The sequence below is a fragment of the Pseudoduganella violacea genome, from assembly GCF_014191875.1.
Taxonomy (GTDB): Bacteria; Pseudomonadota; Gammaproteobacteria; order Burkholderiales; family Burkholderiaceae_D; genus Rugamonas; species Rugamonas violacea_A.
Window position 1 is genome coordinate 17,327 of record NZ_JACHXD010000020.1, and the last position, 16,784, is coordinate 34,110.

General features: G+C 62.5%; 18 protein-coding genes and 1 pseudogene. 10 read left to right on the plus strand and 9 right to left on the minus strand.

Annotated features, from left to right (window positions below):
- The first annotated feature begins 3 nt into the window (after positions 1 to 3).
- The 3 genes and pseudogenes from lpdA to FHS03_RS28470 form a co-directional block, all read left to right on the plus strand.
- Positions 4 to 1,401, plus strand: coding sequence for a dihydrolipoyl dehydrogenase (gene lpdA, locus FHS03_RS24225; RefSeq protein WP_183443480.1), 1,398 nt, complete (start codon positions 4 to 6; stop codon positions 1,399 to 1,401).
- 173 nt (positions 1,402 to 1,574) lie between these two features.
- Positions 1,575 to 1,895: a transposase gene (locus FHS03_RS28465; protein ID WP_183443482.1), complete on the plus strand. Its 321-nt coding sequence runs from the start codon at positions 1,575 to 1,577 to the stop codon at positions 1,893 to 1,895.
- A gap of 258 nt (positions 1,896 to 2,153) precedes the next feature.
- A pseudogene (locus tag FHS03_RS28470) lies at positions 2,154 to 2,372 on the plus strand (integrase core domain-containing protein); the annotation flags it as partial.
- Between the two features lie 123 nt (positions 2,373 to 2,495).
- On the opposite strand, the gene FHS03_RS24240 reads toward FHS03_RS28470, so the two are convergent.
- A complete protein-coding gene (locus FHS03_RS24240) occupies positions 2,496 to 3,380 on the minus strand; it encodes an isocitrate lyase/PEP mutase family protein (protein ID WP_183443485.1) in 885 nt (294 codons plus the stop codon).
- Positions 3,381 to 3,692: 312 nt separating this feature from the next.
- A complete protein-coding gene (locus FHS03_RS24245) occupies positions 3,693 to 4,586 on the minus strand; it encodes a LysR family transcriptional regulator (RefSeq protein ID WP_183443486.1) in 894 nt (297 codons plus the stop codon).
- A 113-nt stretch (positions 4,587 to 4,699) separates the two neighbouring features.
- Here FHS03_RS24245 and FHS03_RS24250 point away from each other — a divergent pair, with 113 nt between their 5' ends.
- Positions 4,700 to 6,217: an MFS transporter gene (locus tag FHS03_RS24250; protein ID WP_221208249.1), complete on the plus strand. Its 1,518-nt coding sequence runs from the start codon at positions 4,700 to 4,702 to the stop codon at positions 6,215 to 6,217.
- Positions 6,218 to 6,309: 92 nt separating this feature from the next.
- Positions 6,310 to 6,984: a Rossmann-fold NAD(P)-binding domain-containing protein gene (locus tag FHS03_RS24255; RefSeq protein WP_183443487.1), complete on the plus strand. Its 675-nt coding sequence runs from the start codon at positions 6,310 to 6,312 to the stop codon at positions 6,982 to 6,984.
- A 97-nt stretch (positions 6,985 to 7,081) separates the two neighbouring features.
- Here FHS03_RS24255 and FHS03_RS24260 read toward each other — a convergent pair whose 3' ends face one another.
- The 3 genes from FHS03_RS24260 to FHS03_RS24270 all read right to left on the minus strand — a co-directional run bounded on the left by FHS03_RS24260 (position 7,082) and on the right by FHS03_RS24270 (position 9,509).
- Positions 7,082 to 7,363, minus strand: coding sequence for a hypothetical protein (locus FHS03_RS24260; RefSeq protein WP_183443488.1), 282 nt, complete (start codon positions 7,361 to 7,363; stop codon positions 7,082 to 7,084).
- A 110-nt stretch (positions 7,364 to 7,473) separates the two neighbouring features.
- Positions 7,474 to 8,856: a sensor histidine kinase gene (locus tag FHS03_RS24265; protein WP_183443489.1), complete on the minus strand. Its 1,383-nt coding sequence runs from the start codon at positions 8,854 to 8,856 to the stop codon at positions 7,474 to 7,476.
- Positions 8,853 to 9,509 carry a response regulator gene (locus FHS03_RS24270; RefSeq protein WP_183443490.1) on the minus strand — a complete coding sequence of 219 codons (657 nt, stop codon included), beginning with the start codon at positions 9,507 to 9,509 and terminating at the stop codon, positions 8,853 to 8,855. Before FHS03_RS24270 ends, FHS03_RS24265 begins: the two co-directional genes overlap by 4 nt.
- Before the next feature lie 92 nt (positions 9,510 to 9,601).
- Here FHS03_RS24270 and FHS03_RS24275 point away from each other — a divergent pair, with 92 nt between their 5' ends.
- Together FHS03_RS24275 and FHS03_RS24280 are read left to right on the plus strand one after the other, a co-directional pair.
- Positions 9,602 to 10,462: a hypothetical protein gene (locus FHS03_RS24275; protein ID WP_183443491.1), complete on the plus strand. Its 861-nt coding sequence runs from the start codon at positions 9,602 to 9,604 to the stop codon at positions 10,460 to 10,462.
- A 13-nt stretch (positions 10,463 to 10,475) separates the two neighbouring features.
- Positions 10,476 to 10,832 carry a hypothetical protein gene (locus FHS03_RS24280; protein ID WP_183443492.1) on the plus strand — a complete coding sequence of 119 codons (357 nt, stop codon included), beginning with the start codon at positions 10,476 to 10,478 and terminating at the stop codon, positions 10,830 to 10,832.
- A gap of 8 nt (positions 10,833 to 10,840) precedes the next feature.
- Here the strand turns inward: FHS03_RS24280 and pdxR are convergent, their stop codons facing one another.
- Complete coding sequence (pdxR, locus tag FHS03_RS24285) at positions 10,841 to 12,325, minus strand: MocR-like pyridoxine biosynthesis transcription factor PdxR (protein WP_183443493.1); 1,485 nt, start codon at positions 12,323 to 12,325, stop codon at positions 10,841 to 10,843.
- Between the two features lie 103 nt (positions 12,326 to 12,428).
- On the opposite strand from pdxR, the gene FHS03_RS24290 reads away from it, so the two are divergent.
- Positions 12,429 to 13,640, plus strand: a complete 1,212-nt coding sequence (locus FHS03_RS24290; protein ID WP_183443494.1) for a benzoate/H(+) symporter BenE family transporter — start codon at positions 12,429 to 12,431, stop codon at positions 13,638 to 13,640.
- Here the strand turns inward: FHS03_RS24290 and FHS03_RS24295 are convergent.
- From FHS03_RS24295 to FHS03_RS24305, 3 genes are all read right to left on the minus strand, one after another.
- A complete protein-coding gene (locus tag FHS03_RS24295) occupies positions 13,609 to 14,151 on the minus strand; it encodes a TetR/AcrR family transcriptional regulator (RefSeq protein WP_183443495.1) in 543 nt (180 codons plus the stop codon). The two genes, FHS03_RS24290 and FHS03_RS24295, sit on opposite strands and share 32 nt — an antisense overlap.
- The gene (locus FHS03_RS24300; protein ID WP_183443496.1) at positions 14,148 to 14,684 is read right to left on the minus strand and encodes a dihydrofolate reductase family protein; all 537 of its coding nucleotides are present in this window, start codon (positions 14,682 to 14,684) and stop codon (positions 14,148 to 14,150) included. The genes FHS03_RS24295 and FHS03_RS24300 overlap by 4 nt, the downstream gene beginning before the upstream one ends.
- Before the next feature lie 75 nt (positions 14,685 to 14,759).
- Complete coding sequence (locus FHS03_RS24305; protein ID WP_183443497.1) at positions 14,760 to 15,653, minus strand: LysR family transcriptional regulator; 894 nt, start codon at positions 15,651 to 15,653, stop codon at positions 14,760 to 14,762.
- A gap of 172 nt (positions 15,654 to 15,825) precedes the next feature.
- On the opposite strand from FHS03_RS24305, the gene FHS03_RS24310 reads away from it, so the two are divergent.
- Together FHS03_RS24310 and FHS03_RS24315 are read left to right on the plus strand one after the other, a co-directional pair.
- On the plus strand, positions 15,826 to 16,335 hold the full coding sequence (locus FHS03_RS24310) for a hypothetical protein (protein WP_183443498.1): 510 nt from the start codon (positions 15,826 to 15,828) through the stop codon (positions 16,333 to 16,335).
- Positions 16,336 to 16,422: 87 nt separating this feature from the next.
- Entirely contained in the window at positions 16,423 to 16,713 is a 291-nt protein-coding gene (locus tag FHS03_RS24315) for a nucleotidyltransferase family protein (protein WP_183443535.1), read from the plus strand.
- Positions 16,714 to 16,784: the final 71 nt, after the last annotated feature.

A 16,784-nucleotide genomic window follows, 5' to 3' on the forward strand; every position in this document is an offset into this window, starting at 1 on the left:
TCGATGAATCAACATACCACTACGCTGCTGGTGATCGGCGGCGGTCCTGGCGGCTATATCGCGGCCATCCGCGCCGGCCAGCTGGGCATACCTACCACGCTGATCGAGGCCGCTGAGCTGGGCGGCACCTGCCTCAATGTCGGCTGCATACCCTCGAAGGCGCTGATCCATGCGGCCGAAGAGTTCGAAAAAGCCACCCATTTCGCGGGCGGCTCGGCGCTTGGCATTTCGGTGCAGTCGCCGCGCATCGACATCGGCCAGACCGTGCTGTGGAAAGACGGCATCGTCAGCCGCCTGACCGGCGGCGTGGCGGCACTGCTGAAAAAAAGCGGTGTGCATGTCGTCAAGGGCTGGGCCAATATCGTCGACGGCAAGACCGTCGAGGTGATACGCGACGGCGAAATCCCGCAGCGCATCGGCTGCCAGCACCTGCTGCTGGCCACTGGTTCGCACGCTACCGAATTGCCCTTCATGCCGTTCGGCGGGCCGGTGATCAGCGCAACGGAAGCGCTGTCGCCCAAGACCGTGCCGGACAAACTGGTGGTCGTGGGCGGAGGTTATATCGGTCTTGAACTGGGCATCACCTATGCCAAGTTGGGAGCGCAGGTGCATGTGGTGGAAGCGCAGGAGCGCATCCTGCCAGCCTATGATGCGGATCTGACCCGTCCCGTCGGCATTGCGCTCAAGGGCCTGGGCGTCGAAACCCACCTGGGTTGCTCGGTGCTCGGCCTGGACGAGAAGGGCAGTGCGGTGCGTATCAAGAATGCCGCTGGCGAAGAGTCGGTATTGGCCGCGGATCAGGTGCTGGTCGCCGTCGGTCGGCGTCCGAATACACGCGGCTTCGGCCTGGAGAAGCTGCGCATCGACATGGATGGGCATTTCATCAAGGTCGACGACCAGTGCCGCACGTCGATGCGCGATGTATGGGCCATCGGCGACGTGACCGGTGAGCCGATGCTGGCGCACCGCGCCATGGCGCAAGGCGAGATGGTGGCCGAGATCATCAGCGGCAAGCGCCGCCATTTCACGCCTGCGGCCATTGCGGCGGTGTGCTTTACCGATCCGGAAGTGGTGGTGGTCGGCCTCACGCCGCAGCAGGCGCGCGCGCAGGGCATCGCCTGCATCGACGCGATGTTCCCCTTCGCCGCCAACGGGCGCGCCATGTCGCTCGAATCGAAGGACGGTTTCGTGCGGGTGGTGGCGCGCAGCGACAACCATCTGATCATCGGCTGGCAGGCGGTCGGCAAGGCGGTGTCGGAGCTGTCCGCCGCGTTCGGCCAATCCATCGAGATGGGCGCGACGCTCGAAGATGTGGCGGGCACGATCCACGCGCATCCGACCTTGGGCGAAGCGATCCAGGAGGCAGCGCTGCGCGCCTTGGGGCATGCCCTGCATATTTGAGCCGGCTACATAACGAGGTACTCGGCAGCAAAAAAGGCAAAGCCCCTGGATTTCCAGGGGCTTTTTTACTTGGCATGGTCCAGCAAACGGTGGCAGCGGCAAGCTGACCTGCTAGAAAAGATGTAGCCAGCCGCTTGGTTAGTCTTCATGTTATTTTTGCACATGGAGGCTAGATGAAGAAACGATTCACCGAAGAACAGATCATTGGAATTTTGCGCCAGGCCGATGCCGACGGCGTCGTAATTCGCGATCTCTGTAAGAAGCACAATATCACCGAGCAGACTTTTTTCCGGTGGCGCACTAAGTACAACGGCTTTACCGTGCCGGAAGCACGTCGGCTCAAGGACTTGGAGGCTGAGAACGCCAAGTTGAAGAAGCTCCTGGCAGAACAGTTGCTGGCGATCGAGGGATTGAAGGAGATCGCTGGAAAAAATGGTGACCCCGGTAGCGAAGCGCCAGGCCCTCGAGATCCTGAAAGGCAAAGGACTTTCTGAGCGCGCTGCATGCCGATATGCCGGGGTAAGTAGGCGCGTTGCGCAGTACGATCTGAAGCAACCCGCCAAAGATCAGATGCTAGGTTCTGTCTTGATCGATGCATCCGGTCGATATCCACGTTTCGGTTATCGTCGGATCGCCGTGATGACGGATATGTCTGAAAGCCGGGTATGGAGGCTTTGGAGCCGGCTGGGGTTAAACCTCCCCAAACGCAGGCCGAGGAAGCGGCGCTGTGGCAGCGACATCCGCATCCCTGCCGCTACGGTAGCCCTTGGCAAAATGGATTCGTTGAGAGCTTTAATGGCAAGCTGCGCGACGAGTGTCTGAATCGGGAATGGTTCCTAAGCCGCCAAGAAGCCAAACTCGTGATTGAAAAATGGCGGCACTTCTATAACAATGAGCGGCCGCATTCTGCGCTCGGCAACCGCACCCCAGCTTTGGTCGGGAATCTGCGGCGCCAAAAAATGGCGGCGTAAAGTCGAAGACTAATTGCGGCGGTGGCTACAAATTCTCAAAGCAGGTCAGTTATCTGCTGGCGTTGCTTGGTGATCCACAAACCGCGCACAGGCCGAAAGGCCAGGCTTACCCGAACAGCCTGCTTAGTCCGCAGGCGCGTATTTGCGCTCAAGGGAGTCGTATAGCTCCTTGTCGACCAAACGCTGTCTTTCCTCGAATGGCGCCACCAGCGATAAATCTTCCGCCAGCTGGCCATTCTCGCGCAGCTGGCGCAAGGCCTTTTGCATCCCATGTACCGCGCTTTGCAGGGTGGCATTGGCGTACAAGACTATCCCGTAGCCTAGTTGTTCAAGTTCAGCGCGCGATAAGGTAGGTGTTTTGCCGCCGATGACGATATTGATAAGCTGCGGCGTTTTAAACAGCTGCGGCAGGCGTTTTATGTCCGCCAGCGTTTCGGTCGCTTCGATGAAGAGAATGTCTGCGCCGGCCTCAATGTAGCGATGGCTGCGCTCGATAGCGTCCTCGATGCCGTGCACGGCACAGGCATCGCAGCGGGCGATAAGCTGCACGTTCCGGTCTTCGCGCGCATCCACCGCCGCGTGTAATTTGCCGACCATTTCACTGGTCGAGATCACCGCTTTCCCGGCAAAGTGACCGCATTTCTTCGGCATGACCTGGTCTTCGAGCTGAATGGCATCGGCGCCGGCACGTTCAAGTGTGCGGACCGTGCGGAAGACATTCAAGGCATTGCCAAAGCCGGTGTCGGCATCCACGATAATCGGCAGAGTGGAGGCGTCCCGAACGCGCGCGGTATGCTCGGCTACTTCATGCAATCCGATGAAACCAAGATCGGGCAAGCCAAGCGACATATTGGAAATACCGGCGCCAGTCAAATACAAGGCTTCGAATCCGAGGTCTTCAATGACGCGCGCACTAAGCGCATTGAAAGCCCCGGTGACAAGGATTCCTTTACGTTCCTGAACACGCTGACGAAACGCGGCACGGCGGGTGGCTGAAATTTGGCTCATAAGTTCCTCATTTTCAAAAAACTTCTGTTTCAGCAGTTTTCATGCCAGAGAGCCATCTTGCTTAAATTATCTTAATATTCAAAGGCTTAGATTCCGGCGCGACGGCAAGGCTGGACTGGGAGTGTTTCACGGGGCGTTTCGACGTTTCATCGTGTTTCAGGTGAAACGGTGCTGGGATGGCGCTTGGTGCCTGCCCCGCAGTAATTTATACCCTGGTGGAAACGCTGAGCGCGCTTGACCGCTGGGCTGAACAGCATTTTCCTGAACTGGATGCGGCACGCCTGAGTTACGACAGCGTGGACGCGCCGTAACTCAGGCGTTTGCCGGCAGCAGATGCTCTGCCATGAAGTCGACAAAGGCGCGCACCCGAGGCAGCAGCTGGCGGTTGGAGGGCCACAGGACCCAAAAGGTGCTGGATGCGCCCGTCCAGTCATCGAGCACCGTGGCCAGCGTGCCGTCGGCGAGCGCCTGGCGGACGGCGAAATCCGGCAGGCAGGCGATGCCGTGGCCCTGCATCGCCATATACAACAGGGTCTCCACATGGTTGCTGGTCATACCGGGCGGCAGCCGGATATCGGCGTCCTGGCCGGCGCGCTGAAGGGGCCATTTCTCCAGCAGGCCGGTGGTGGGGAAGCGGTGCAGCAGGCAGGCGTGGCCAACCAGATCGGCGGGGCCTTGCGGCCAGCCGTGCCGGGCGAAATAGGCCGGGGCGCCGACGCACAGGAAACGGCTGCTGCCAAGGCGCTTGCTCAATAGGCGGGAGTCGCTGAGTTCGCCGGTGCGCACGACGGCATCGAAACCTTCGTCGATCACATCCACCAGCCGGTCGCTGAAATCCAGGTCGAGCTCGATTTGCGGATAGTGCGCGGCGAAGGCCGACAGCACGGGCAGCATCAGGCCGCTGACCAGGGGCAGGCTGACCCGCAGACGGCCTTGCGGACTGGCCCGCGTGCCGGCCAGCTCATTTTCCGCCGCCGCCACCTCGGCCAGGATGCGCCGGCAGCGTTCCAGGAAGAGCATGCCTTCGGCCGTCAGGCTGACGCTGCGGGTGCTGCGTTGAAACACGCGCACGCCGAGCCGCTCTTCCAGCCGCGCGACGCCCTTGCTGACCGCCGACGAAGAAATGCCCAATTGGCGACCGGCCGCCACGAAGCTGCGCAGCTCGGCCACCCGCACAAAGAGCGTCATTCCACTTAGGCTATCCAATACAGTGCCCCATTGATGATGAAGTAGTCATGTCTGTGAGGATATTACGCCTATTTTTCCAACTTTGATTCCTGTGTAGCATTAATCCTCTTTGCCATTCAGAGGAGGAATCGATGAGCAGCATCCCCGTACCCATGCCGGACGCCGTAGCCCGTCCAGGACCCTTGATCCTGACCGCGTGCTTGACGGCGGCAATTATCCCGCTGAGCATTGCCGGCCCGGCCGTGGTTGTTCCCGCGATCAATCAGGCGCTGGGCGGCAGCACGGCGGAACTGGCCTGGATCATCAACGCCTACATCCTCACCTACGGCAGCGCCACCCTGGCGGCGGGCAGCCTGGCCGATACCTATGGGCGCAAGCGGACCTGGCTGACGGGCATGCTGCTGTTCGCCTTGGTGACGGCGGCCATACCGTATATGCCATCCGTGCGCTGGATCGACCTGCTGCGCCTGATCCAGGGATTGGCGGCGGCAGCGGCGTTCGCGGGCGCCATGGCGGCGTTGACGCAGGAGTTTGACGGCCATGCCCGGACCCGGGTATTCAGCCTGATCGGAACCACCTTCGGCGCGGGCGCTGCTTTCGGCCCCTTCCTGGCCGGGCTGCTGACAGATAGCTTGGGCTGGCAATGGGTCTTTCTGCTGCCGGCCCTGGTCGCGGTGCTGGCCTCGCTTCTGATCGGGCGCTTTGCACGCGAGACGCGGGACCCGCAAGCCACGGGCCTGGATTGGCCCGGCGCCATCAGTTTCACCGCTGGACTGGCGCTGCTCACCTATGGGGTCATTCTGGCGCCCGAGAAAGGGTGGGGGCATGCCGCGGTGCTGGCATCATTGGCCAGTGCGGCCGCGCTGCTGTGCGCCTTCGTGTGCATTGAATTGCGGCGCGAGCGGCCTTTGCTCGACCTGTCCCTGTTCGCTAATGCGCGCTTTGTCGGCGTGCAGGTATTGGCGGTCGCACCGGCTTATGCCTATATCGTGCTGCTCGTGATCCTGCCCGCGCGCTTTATCGGGGTGGAAGGATGCAGCGCGTTGCAGGCTGGCAGGATGATGATTGCGCTGTCCGCGCCCTTGCTGCTAGTCCCCTTCATCGCTGGCCAGCTGGCGCGCTGGATCAGTGTCGGCATGCTGTCGGGGCTTGGACTTGTTATTGCCGCGATGGGCCTGGCTTGGCTGGGCCACAGTATTTCGAGCGATACCGCCAGCCGCTTCCTGGCGATGGCGACGATCGGTATGGGCATCGGTTTGCCCTGGGGTGTAATGGATGGTCTGGCCGTCAGCGTGGTGCCCAAGGAGCGGGCCGGCATGGCGGCCGGTATCTTCAATGCGGTTCGCCTGGCGGGGGATGGGATCGCGCTGGCGGCGGTGGGGGCCATGCTGTCGGCACGTATGCTGTCCGGACTGATCGCTTCCGCAGGCAATGGCACACCTGGTGGTGCTCTTGCGGCGGCATCGAACCGGCTTGCCATGAGCGATATGGGGAACGCCTTGGTCCATGTGCCAGCGGTGGGCAAGTCCGTTCTGCTGCAGGTCTATGAAGGGGCTTTCCGCTGGCAGTTGCTGATGCTGGCAGCGGCGGCGGCAGTGACGGCGCTGGTGATCTTCCTGCTTTTGGGCCGGGTGAAAACGCAGGACTGAAATGGGACCGGGTAAGCTGTTGCGCATGGCGATGGGAATCCCTGCCAAGTGATCGGGTAAGATCGAGCTGAATTCCCGCGATAAGGAAATGCATGCCCGATCACCTCCCACCTCGAAAGGTCTTGCTCGCCGGCGCCACCGGGCTGGTCGGAGGGCACATCCTCCAGGCACTGCTGGCCGACCAGACGGTAAATGAAATCCATATTCTCAGCCGGCGCGAGCTTGCCCATGCCGCTCCCCGGGCGCACGTCCATCTCGTGGATTTTGCCCGCCTGCCTCCTTTGCCCGGCGTGGATGAGGTTTATCTGGCGCTCGGCACGACGATCCGCGTTGCCGGCAGCCAGCAGGCGTTCCGGGCGGTGGACCTGGACGCCAATCTTGCGGTAGCCAAGGCCGCGGCTGCGGCAGGGGCCACGCGCGCTGGCCTGGTGAGCGCTGTCGGTGCCGATGCCGGGTCTTCCGTTTTCTACAATCGCGTCAAAGGTGAACTGGAGCACGCGCTCAAGGGCTTGTATCCAGGCTTGGTGATCGCGCAGCCCTCCCTCCTGCTGGGAGACCGCGACAGCTTGCAACAACCCATGCGTTGGGGCGAAAAGATCGCGGCGCCGGTCGCCCAGCTCTTCTCCCCATTCCTGCCTGGACGCTATAAGCCTGTCCACGCCAGCGCTGTCGCGAAAGCCTTGGTCCGTACGGTTCCCGTCAGCCGGGGGATTCGGGTACTCGCTTCCGACGAGCTGGCGGAATTGGGGCAGTCGCCAGCGGCATAAGAGCGTGTCCTTTTGCTCTCCTTAATCGATGGACCACAGGGCGTGCACATCGAGCAAGGCGGTCAAGCTCGCCGGTTCCAAAGCCGCCCAGCGGCGCTCATTCCAGCTCTTCGATGGTGATAGCGCCAAAGGCATGGATAAGTTGAGCCGCGATATAGCCCAAGTATTCGCGGCCAAAACCGCCGTGATCGCAGAAGTACAAGCCGTACGCTGTTGCCGAAGCTGTCGCATCAGGCATGCCGGAATCGGGCGCGCCACGCCGAAACTCTATCGTGCCGGCTTGATTCGCGGGCAGCCTTGCCCCCGGCAGGCGGGCAAGGGCGCCGATCGTGGATTCGCCGCCTGGACTTTGGAATGAAAGCTTGTACTCAAAACCCATGAATTTTTCCTGATGCAGTGTTGTGCTACATCCCAGCTTGGGATGCTTGTATTTTTGGCTGCTGCGACAGTGTGCCGTAAATATCGTCGCTGAGGCAAGTAAGGGGGAAATCAAGCCGGAATTTCGATGACGAAGCGGCAGCCGCCCGATTGCGGCGTCGTAGTCAGTTGGACTGTGCCGCGCAGGCGCATCGCCGCTTGCTGGACGATGGACAATCCCAGGCCCGACCCAGGCATATTCTGTCCGGCGCAGCGGTAGAAGCGCTCGAATACCAGTGCCTGTTCCGCCGGCGCGATGCCGGGGCCGTTGTCCGTCACGGCCAGCATCAGCGGGCCATCGGCGGCGAGGCGCAGCAGTTCCACGCGCACTTGCCCGCCTTCCTGGATGTAGTGCACCGCATTGTGCAGCAGATTGTGCAGGATGGAGAGGAAGGCATGCCGGTCCAGCGCGTGGAGCAGTGTGTCCGGTGCTTCCAGCGACAATTCGATATCGCGCCGCATCGCGGCTGGCGCGACGTCGGCGATGGCTTGCTGTGCCAATTGGGCTGCGTCCAGCTTTTCGAGCGGTGCGTGCTGTTCCAGTTCGCGTTCGAACAGCGCCATTTCCAGCAATTGCTGTACCAGATGGGAGGAGCGGGCCACGGCCTGGTCCAGCTGCTGCTCCGCCTCGGCGCGCTGGCGCGCATCCGGTGCCAGCGCCAGGACATGGGCCTGGGCCGAGATCACGGCCATCGGCGTGCGCAGCTCGTGCGCGGCGTCCTGCACGAAACGGGCTTCGCGCGCGATTTTGTGGCGCAATCGGGTCAGCAGGGTATCCAGCGCGGCCGCCAGCGGCTTGATTTCCTCGTATTCCGGTACGGCAGTCAGCGGCTCCAGGTCGTGCAGACCTTTGGCGGTGATCTGGTCCGACAACTGCTGCAATGGCCGCAGGCCGCGCCGGACCGCCAGCCAGAGCGGCAGGACCACGAGCGGCAGCGCGATCAGCATGCTGATGGCCAGGTCGATGCCCATGCGCTGCAATATCCAGTTGCGCTGGATGATCTGCGCGCCCAGGCGCAAGGTGCGGCCCCCGGCCTGCTGCTGGTAAAGGCGGAAAGGCTGGCCGTCGACCATGACGTCGCTCAGTTGCCGGCCGGCCTGTCCAAGCCGGGTAGCGCCGCTTTCCGGCGACCGGTATAAGGGAGCGCCGTCGGCGCCATACAGCTGCATCAGCATGATTCCTGGCACATTGTGCTCACGGTAGCTTGCGTTGACCAGCGTCGATGTGGTGGCGATGATGGCGCGCGCCTCGTCGTCATTTTTGGCCTTGGCCAGCATGCCGCTCAAACGGTTGCCCAGCGTGAGCACGCGTTCGTCGAATCGCGCGCTGTCGGTCTCGTTGATGAAATCGCGCGCCAGCAGCACGATCCACACTAGGCAGAAGGCCGCCAGCAAAGCGAGCATGACGCGCCGCACCAGGGTGCGGCGGCCGAACATCGGCATGGAAAGCGTCATATCGTCAGCATGTAGCCGACGCCGCGTACCGTGCGGATGCGCTGGGCGCCGATCTTGCGGCGCAGATTGGAGACGTGGACTTCAATAGCGCCGTAGTCCAGCGCATCGCCCAGCGGTTCGAGCCGCTGCGCCAGCACGCTCTTGGGAATGACCACGCCCGGTTCGCGCGCCAGCTCCAGTACCAGGTGGAATTCGCGCGGCGAGAGATGGAGATCGGTATCCGCCAGGCGCGCGTGATATCCCTTCGGCTCCAGATACAGGTCGCCGACCGTCCATACGTCGTGGGCCTGGCCGGCGTAACGGCGCAGCACGGCGTGCAGGCGCGAGACCAGCTCCGCGGTGGCGAAGGGCTTGACGATGAAATCGTCGGCGCCGCTATCGAGGCCTGTCAGCCGGTCCGACAGCGCAGCCTGCGCGGTGATGATAATGACGGGGATCAGGTGGCCTCTTTGCCGCCAATCGCGTAGCAGCGCCAGTCCGGAGCCGTCGGGCAGCGTCAGATCGAGCAGTACGCAGTCCCAGCGCTGTTCCATGGACCCGCAAGGAATATCGCCAGCCTGGCGCAGCCATTCGCTGCTGATGCCTTCCAGTTTGAGCGCCTGCTGCAGCGACGCGCCCAATGCGAGGTCGTCTTCGATGATCAGAATATGCATGTCGAAAGTATAACTCTCAAACCTTAAGATTTCCCAAGTTTGGCGGGAATACAATTTCCTCTCGGCGTCACTGCACGCGCAAAGAGGGCAATATGAAAAAACGTATGCAATTCGGACTGGGCCTGCTGCGGATCGTGCTGGCTTTGTCGCCGCTGGCCGCCGCCGGGGCGGACTCGCCGCCCGCCGCAGCGGATACGCCCGTCGCGAGTGTGGAAGTGCATGGCGCCGTGCCGGATCGCGATGAAAAATCCTACCGTGCCATGCTCGCGGCGATGGACGTATTCGTTCAAAACCGCAGCCTCGCTCCTGGCGCTTCCTTGCGCTTCAAGGTGCTGCCGCGTCAAGCGGATGTCGCCATGGATGGCCTGGTGCTCCAGATTAGCGGCGAACATACGAAGATTCCGGTTCCGCTGGAAGCCAACTACAGCTTCGTCTTGCCGAGAAATGCAGATGCCGTGCGCGACGATGCGGCGGTACGGTTCAACCGCCAGGCCAAAAGCCTGGCCTGGCGCGCCGACATCCGCAGTCCGGGCGTGCCGGCCAAGGCCCGCCGCCTGGGCGACCTGCTGCTTGAGTGCAAAGTGGCCATGGTTGGCGACTTGATCGCGTATGTCCACCATCCCATCAATATGATGATCACGAAGCTGCAAGATCCCTGCCGCACGCTGCCCATCAATATGTTCTATTTTGCCGAGCGGGCCTTGTTCAGCGTCACCCTGACCGATGGGACGCGCCGTAGCGTCATGCCGGCGGCCATGTTACACGGCCCGGCAGCGCCCATGATGCCGAGCCAGGAAGACTGGATTCTCCTGCGCGAGCGTGTGTTCATGGTCAAGTTCAAATCGCTGTATGAGAAGGGCTGGACGGACGACACCTTGCTGCAATTCGAGTATATGGATGACGAGGCGCCAGGCATCGCGCAGGCTGCGCCTGGCGCAGGCCATGGCCAATAAGGGGGGGCGCAATATGAAAAAGACCTTATGCGCAGCCGTCCTTTGCGCTCTTGCCTTGACCTTGACTGGCTGCGCCTCGACCGGAAACGGGGCAATCAAAACCCTGACGCAGGAGGGCGCCGCACAAGCCATTGTTATCGGCAAATCGACCAAAGCCGATATCAGCGAATCCTTCGGCAGTGCCAGCGTCACCAAATTCTCCAATGGCTATGAACTGTGGCTGTATCAGCTTGGCTTCTCAAAAATGGTCGATTCGCTGCCGTACGTGAATCTTGTACTGAGCAGCGCGGAGAACAAAAGGGAGCTGTCAATTTTGTTCGATAAGACCGGCGTCGTGAAGAAGTATCAGCTGGTGGATCAACTGCCATGAAGGGCGGCTCAGCGGCTTAGGGCGCGGAATACATCGGCAAGTTTTTTCACCGCGATTTCCAGTTCCCCCGGCGCATAGGCGGCAAAGCCCATGAGGAAGCCGCCCCTGGGCGCGCTTGACGCATGCAGCGCCGTCAACCCCAGCAGATCGATGCCGGCACGCCGCGCGGCGTCGATGACCGCGCGTTCGGGGATGTCGCAGCGAAGAAGGCAGGGCATCTGCATGCCGCCTATCGGTGTCCTTGGCTCAAGAAAATCGGCCAGGTGCTTGCGTACCAGCCGTTCCAGTATCGCGAGCCGCTCGGCGTAGACGGCGCGCATGGTTCGCACGTGTGCCCCGAAATGCCCGCCTTCCATGAAGCGCGCCAGCGTCAGTTGCGGGATCGGCGCGCTATGCCCGTCCAGCAGGGTGCGCGCCGCCGTCATTGGGGCCACGAGCTGGGACGGCAGCACCATGAAGCCGATGCGCAAGCCGGGAAAAAGCGATTTGGTAAAGGTGCCGATGTAGACGGTGCGCTCATGCGCGTCGAGTCCCTGCACGCAGGCGGTGGGCTTGCCGGCGTAGTGGAATTCGCTGTCGTAGTCGTCCTCGATGATCCAGGCCTGGTGCTGCCGCGCCCATTCGATCAAGGCCAGGCGCCGCTCCAAGGCCAGTGTCGCCCCGGTTGGGAACTGGTGCGATGGCGTCAGGAAGACCGCCTTGGCCGGATGGCGCGCGGCGCGCAAGCGCTCCACCTGCATGCCGTCGGCATCCAGCGGCACGGGCACGCATTCCAGGCCGGCGGCGTCGAAAGCTTTGCGCGCGCCGTGATACGCGGGATCTTCGATGAAAATGCGCTCGCCGGCATCGAGCAGCACGGTGGCGCACAGCGTCAGCGCCTGCTGTGAGCTGGTCAGGATCAGCACGCGCTCCGGCGTGGCGCGCGCGCCGCGTTCCAGGTTGACGTAGTCCGCAATGGCGCGCCGCAGCGGCTCCATCCCTTGCGGTGGGCTATGCAGCAGCGCCTGGGTGCCGTACTCCTTCAATACCTGGCGTTCCAGGCGCTCCCAGGTCTGCAAGGGAAAGTTGCGCGTTTCCGGTACGCCGGGGGCAAACGGACGCGGAACCAGGAAATCGCGTAGGCCGCCGCCTTTATACATGCTTGCGCCGCGCTGGCTCAGTCGTAGCGGCGCTGGTTGCGCGACAGGGCGCGGCCTGGCGCCCGGCCTTGGCAGGCGCTGCGCGCGCTCCGAAACGAAGCTGCCGCTGCCCACGCGGCGCTCGATGAACCCCTCCGCATGCAACTGGATATAGGCCGATTCCACCGTGTCGCGCGAGACGCCCAGCGATTTGGCCAGCGCCCGTGAAGCGGGCAGCGGTCTGCCGGCGTCGAGGGCGCCGTCGAGGATCAATTGCCGGATGGCGCGCTGGATGCGCGCATGCAGGGGCAGGGCGCCGTGGGCCGGATCGCCGACCCAGGCTTTGACGGATTCGAGTTGGGCGTGCTTGAACAATTGGCCTGTATCACATCGAAAAAGTGGATGGGCGCAGCATACCATTTCCGGTCTACAGTCTGGCCTTTGCCGCCTAAGCCTTTTCAGGAGTGCTATATAAATTATGACGTCCGCCACATCGCCTTTTCCCCTTCGTTTGCATGATCTCGCCCATCCCATCGTGGCCGGCTTGATCTCGGTCATCGTCAATTACGGTGGCACCTTCATCCTGGTCTTCCAGGCGGCCAAAGTGGCTGGCCTGGACCCGGCATCGACCGCGTCGTGGGTCTGGTCGGTGTCGATCGGCGTGGGGGTGACGGGCATTATCCTGAGCTGGATGACGCGCGAACCCATCATCACCGCCTGGTCCACGCCGGCCGCCGCTTTTCTGGTCACGGCGCTGGCCAGCACGTCCTACGCCGAAGCGGTGGGCGCGTATGCGATTTCGGCCGCCGCCTTCGTGGCGCTCGGCTTGTCGGGCTGGTTCGAGCGGGTCATCCGTCTGATCCCGCCGGGCGTGGCCGCAGGACTGCTGGCCGGGATTCTGCTGCAGTTCGGCGTCAAGGCCTTTGGCGGCATGAGCGTCGACCCGCTGCTGGCGGGCCTGCTGATCGTGGCCTATGTGGCGCTCAAGCGCTTCAACGCGCGCTATGCCGTGCCAGGCATTCTGCTACTGGGGCTGGCTTTTCTGCTGACCCAGGACCGCATCGACCTGTCGGGACTGCGCTTGCAGTTCGCCGCGCCGGTTTTCACCATGCCGGCTTTCTCGCTGAATGCCTTGCTGAGCGTGGCGCTGCCGTTGTTCCTGATCACGCTGACCGGCCAATACATGCCAGGCATGCTGGTGCTGCGCAACGACGGCTTCAAGACCAGCGCCAATCCCATCGTCAGCGTGACGGGACTGGGTTCGCTGCTGATGGCACCTTTCGGCTCGCATGCCTTCAATATCGCCGCGATCACAGCGGCAATCTGCACCGGCAAGGAAGCGCACGAAGACCCATCCCGGCGCTGGATCGCGGGCATTGCGGCAGGCGCCTGCTATATCTTCGTCGGCGTATTCGGGGTGACGCTGGCCGCTGTCTTCATGGCGTTCCCGGCGACCTTCATCACCACGCTGGCCGGGCTGGCGCTGCTGGGCACCATCGGCGGCAGCCTGGCCGGCGCCCTGGCTGATGCGAAGACGCGCGAAGCCTCGCTGATCACCTTCCTGGCTGCGGCGGCCAATATCACGCTGCTTGGGATTGGCGGGGCGTTCTGGGGACTGGTCATCGGCCTGCTGGCCTACGCCGTGCTCAATGGACGCTTCAGGCTTCCAGGCGTTCCAGCAGGCGATTGAGCGCCAGCCGGTATTGCTCCTGCATGGACTGCGCCTTGGCCGCGACCAGCGGCAAGCCGCTGCCGTGCGCATGGTCGATCAGAATATCGCGCCACAAGTGGGGTTCGGTCGTGATGTCCGCCAGCAGCCCGGTCAAGCGGTCGGTGATCTGGCGCGTCACGCCGGCAAAGGCTTCGGGCGTGGCAAAGATGGCCAGCGTCAGTTGCGGGTGGCGGCACACGGCGCCGTGATAGCGGGTCATGATGGCGCGAATTTCCTCCCGGCGGTGTTCATGCTTGACCGGGTCGTCGAGCACTTCGGCGTAGACCCGGTCCGATAGCGCCCGCAGCAGCCCTGTGCGGTCTTCCACATGATGGTAAAGACTCATCGGGGTGATGCTGAGCCGGGCGGCGAGGGCGCGCATGGATAGGCCTTGTCCTCCACCCTCATCGAGCAGCGTGAGCGCAGCCGTCAGAATGTCGTCGCGGCTCACGCCCGTTCCTTGCGCTGGACGGCCGCGCGGGCGGCTCATGGCGTCAGCCGATAGGTGGATTGCACCAGGCCCGAAGGGAAGCTGTGGCTGGACACCAGCTTCAAATCGATGTCCTTGGGCAGCTCGCCAAACAGGGGCCGGCCCGATCCGATCAGCACGGGCACGGTGGTGATGACCAAATCGCTAACCAGGCCATCGCGCAGGAAGGACTGCACCAGCTGCCCGCCATCGACATAGACGCGGCGCACATTTTCCCCAGCCAGCTTTGCCATCGCATCCTTTGGCGCGAGCCTGGAGAAGCGGAGCTTTCCTTGCAGCGCTTCCGGCACCGGCGTATCGGCCAGTTTTTCAGAGAGCACCAGCACCGGCAGCTCGTATGGCCAGGCGCCGAAGGTCAAAACCTTCTCATAACAGCCGCGGCCCATCACGATCATATCCTTGTCGGCGATGAAGCTTGCATAGCCATGGTCCTCGTTCGGATCGTCGCGCTGCAGGAGCCAGTCGATGTTGCCATCGGAGCGGGCGATAAAGCCATCCAGGCTGGTGGCGATGAAAATGTGTGCGGTAGTCATGGCGTCCCTATATTTATACAGCGTATATTTTAACACGCAATATTGGACGCAAGGACTACGCACCCATCGGGGACATTACGTTGCCGGCCGCCTGCCTTCGAACAGGTCTTTCATTTCACGCAGGCCGGCGGTCAGGCATTCCACCGTCGCCGATACCCTGGGTACGCCGCGCAACTGGCGTGGCGTGAGCAGCCACAATTGCGAACGAAACTCCGTCAGCAGCGGAGAAACGCGGCGCAGGTGGGCGCTGGCGTCGCCCAGGTGGCAGGGCAGGATGCCGACACCCAGGCCCTCTTCGAGCAAGCGGTAGACGGCCAGCGTGCTGGAGCAGCGCACCGCCGCGCGCCGCATCAGTCCTTGCGCCTGCAGCCATTGCGACGATGCCAGATGTCCCAGCGACTCATCGACGGTGATCCACGTTTGCTCGTGCAGGTCCTCCTCCGAGACGCCGGGCCAATTCACTGGGGCGTAGATGGCCACCTCGATATTGCATACCACGCGTCCAATCAAGTCGCCATCCGGTTCGCCGCCGGAACGCAAGGCGATATCGGCTTCGCGCTGACGCATCTTGGCCAGGCCCTCACCGGTAATGAGGTTGATCGTGACTTGCGGCAGCTCGCGCCGGCAGCGGGCCAAGAGTGGCGGCACGATGCGGGGGATCAGCACTTCGGTCGTGGTCAAGGTCAGGCGTCCGGCGGCGCCCAGTTCCGCATCGCGTTCCAGGTCACGCAGGCGCTGGTCGAATTCCTCGGCCAACGCCAGCAGCTCGGCCGCTGCGGCGGTCGGACGGTAGCCTTGGCGGCTGCGTTCGAACAAGGTGGCGCGCAAGCCGGCCTCAATGTCGCGGATGCGGCGAAACAGGGTGGGATGGCTGGAGCCTAATGCTTCGGCCGCCTTGGACAGGGAACCGTGGCGCGCCACCGCCAGGATGATCTGGTAGTCGTTCCAGGCCAGGCTGCTGGTATTCATCAACAATGCTCCTTGGGCGCGCCAGGTAATGAGGTGGCGCATCGTAGCATTCTTTTTGCTATCTGCACGGCGATGTTCATTCCTGAAAACCTGCTGTTCATTCCTGGTCTGTCGCGGCGTGCCGCGGCTGGCGACAATAGGGGCATCAAAACCAATCGTGAAAGGAAGAACCATGTACCGTAAGCTCCTGCTGGCATTCGCATTACTGGCTGGCGCCGCCATGCACGCGGCGGCATGCAATACGCCCGAGTCCAAACAGTTCGATTTCTGGGTCGGCAATTGGGAAGCGGTCGACCGCGACGGCAAGCTGTTGGGGCATACCTTGATTGAAAAGATCGAGCAAGGCTGCGTGCTGCAGGAATGGTGGCGCGGCAACGGCCCGGAGAACGGCGCCGGCACCAGCCTCAGCATGTACGACCGCAAGCACAAACTGTGGCGCCACGTGTGGGCCAGCGCGCGCGGCAACTTCGCACCGATCGACGGCGGCTGGCAGGGCGACCGCATGCTCATGACCGGCTACTTCATCAGCGACAAGGGCGAGCGCGAGTTCCACCGCACCGTCTGGAAACCGATCCCCGGTGGCGTGCACCATGTCTGGGACTCCAGCACCGACGGCGGCGCGACCTGGACCGTCATTCACGAAGCATGGCTGCGCCGTACTGACAAGGTGCTTGTGAAGTAAGAGAACTTAAAGGGCCTGAGACCGAGACGCGGTGCATCAAAATGGTCAGATTTTTGGCAATACGGCGAATTTTCCATGTCAATGCAAATGAAGCCATCCATTGCATTTAAGGCGCACCGCGACGCGATCCGGCGGATCGTAGAGAAATATCGTGCCCACAATCCCCGGGTGTTTGGTTCAGTGTGTCAAGGTCGCGATACGGAAGACAGCGACCTGGATCTGCTCATCGAGCCGACACCAGAGACCACGCTGTTCGATATCGGCGCCATTCGCCATGAGCTCATTGAGTTGTTGGGGGTTCCGGTTGATGTCTTGACCCCCAAGGCATTGCCGGAAAAATTCCGTGCTGCGGTTCTTGCAGAAGCCGTGCTCGTATGAATCGAGATAGGCAGCGCCTGATTGATTGTTTGATGGACATATTGCAGGCGATCGAACGGATCGGCCGTTAT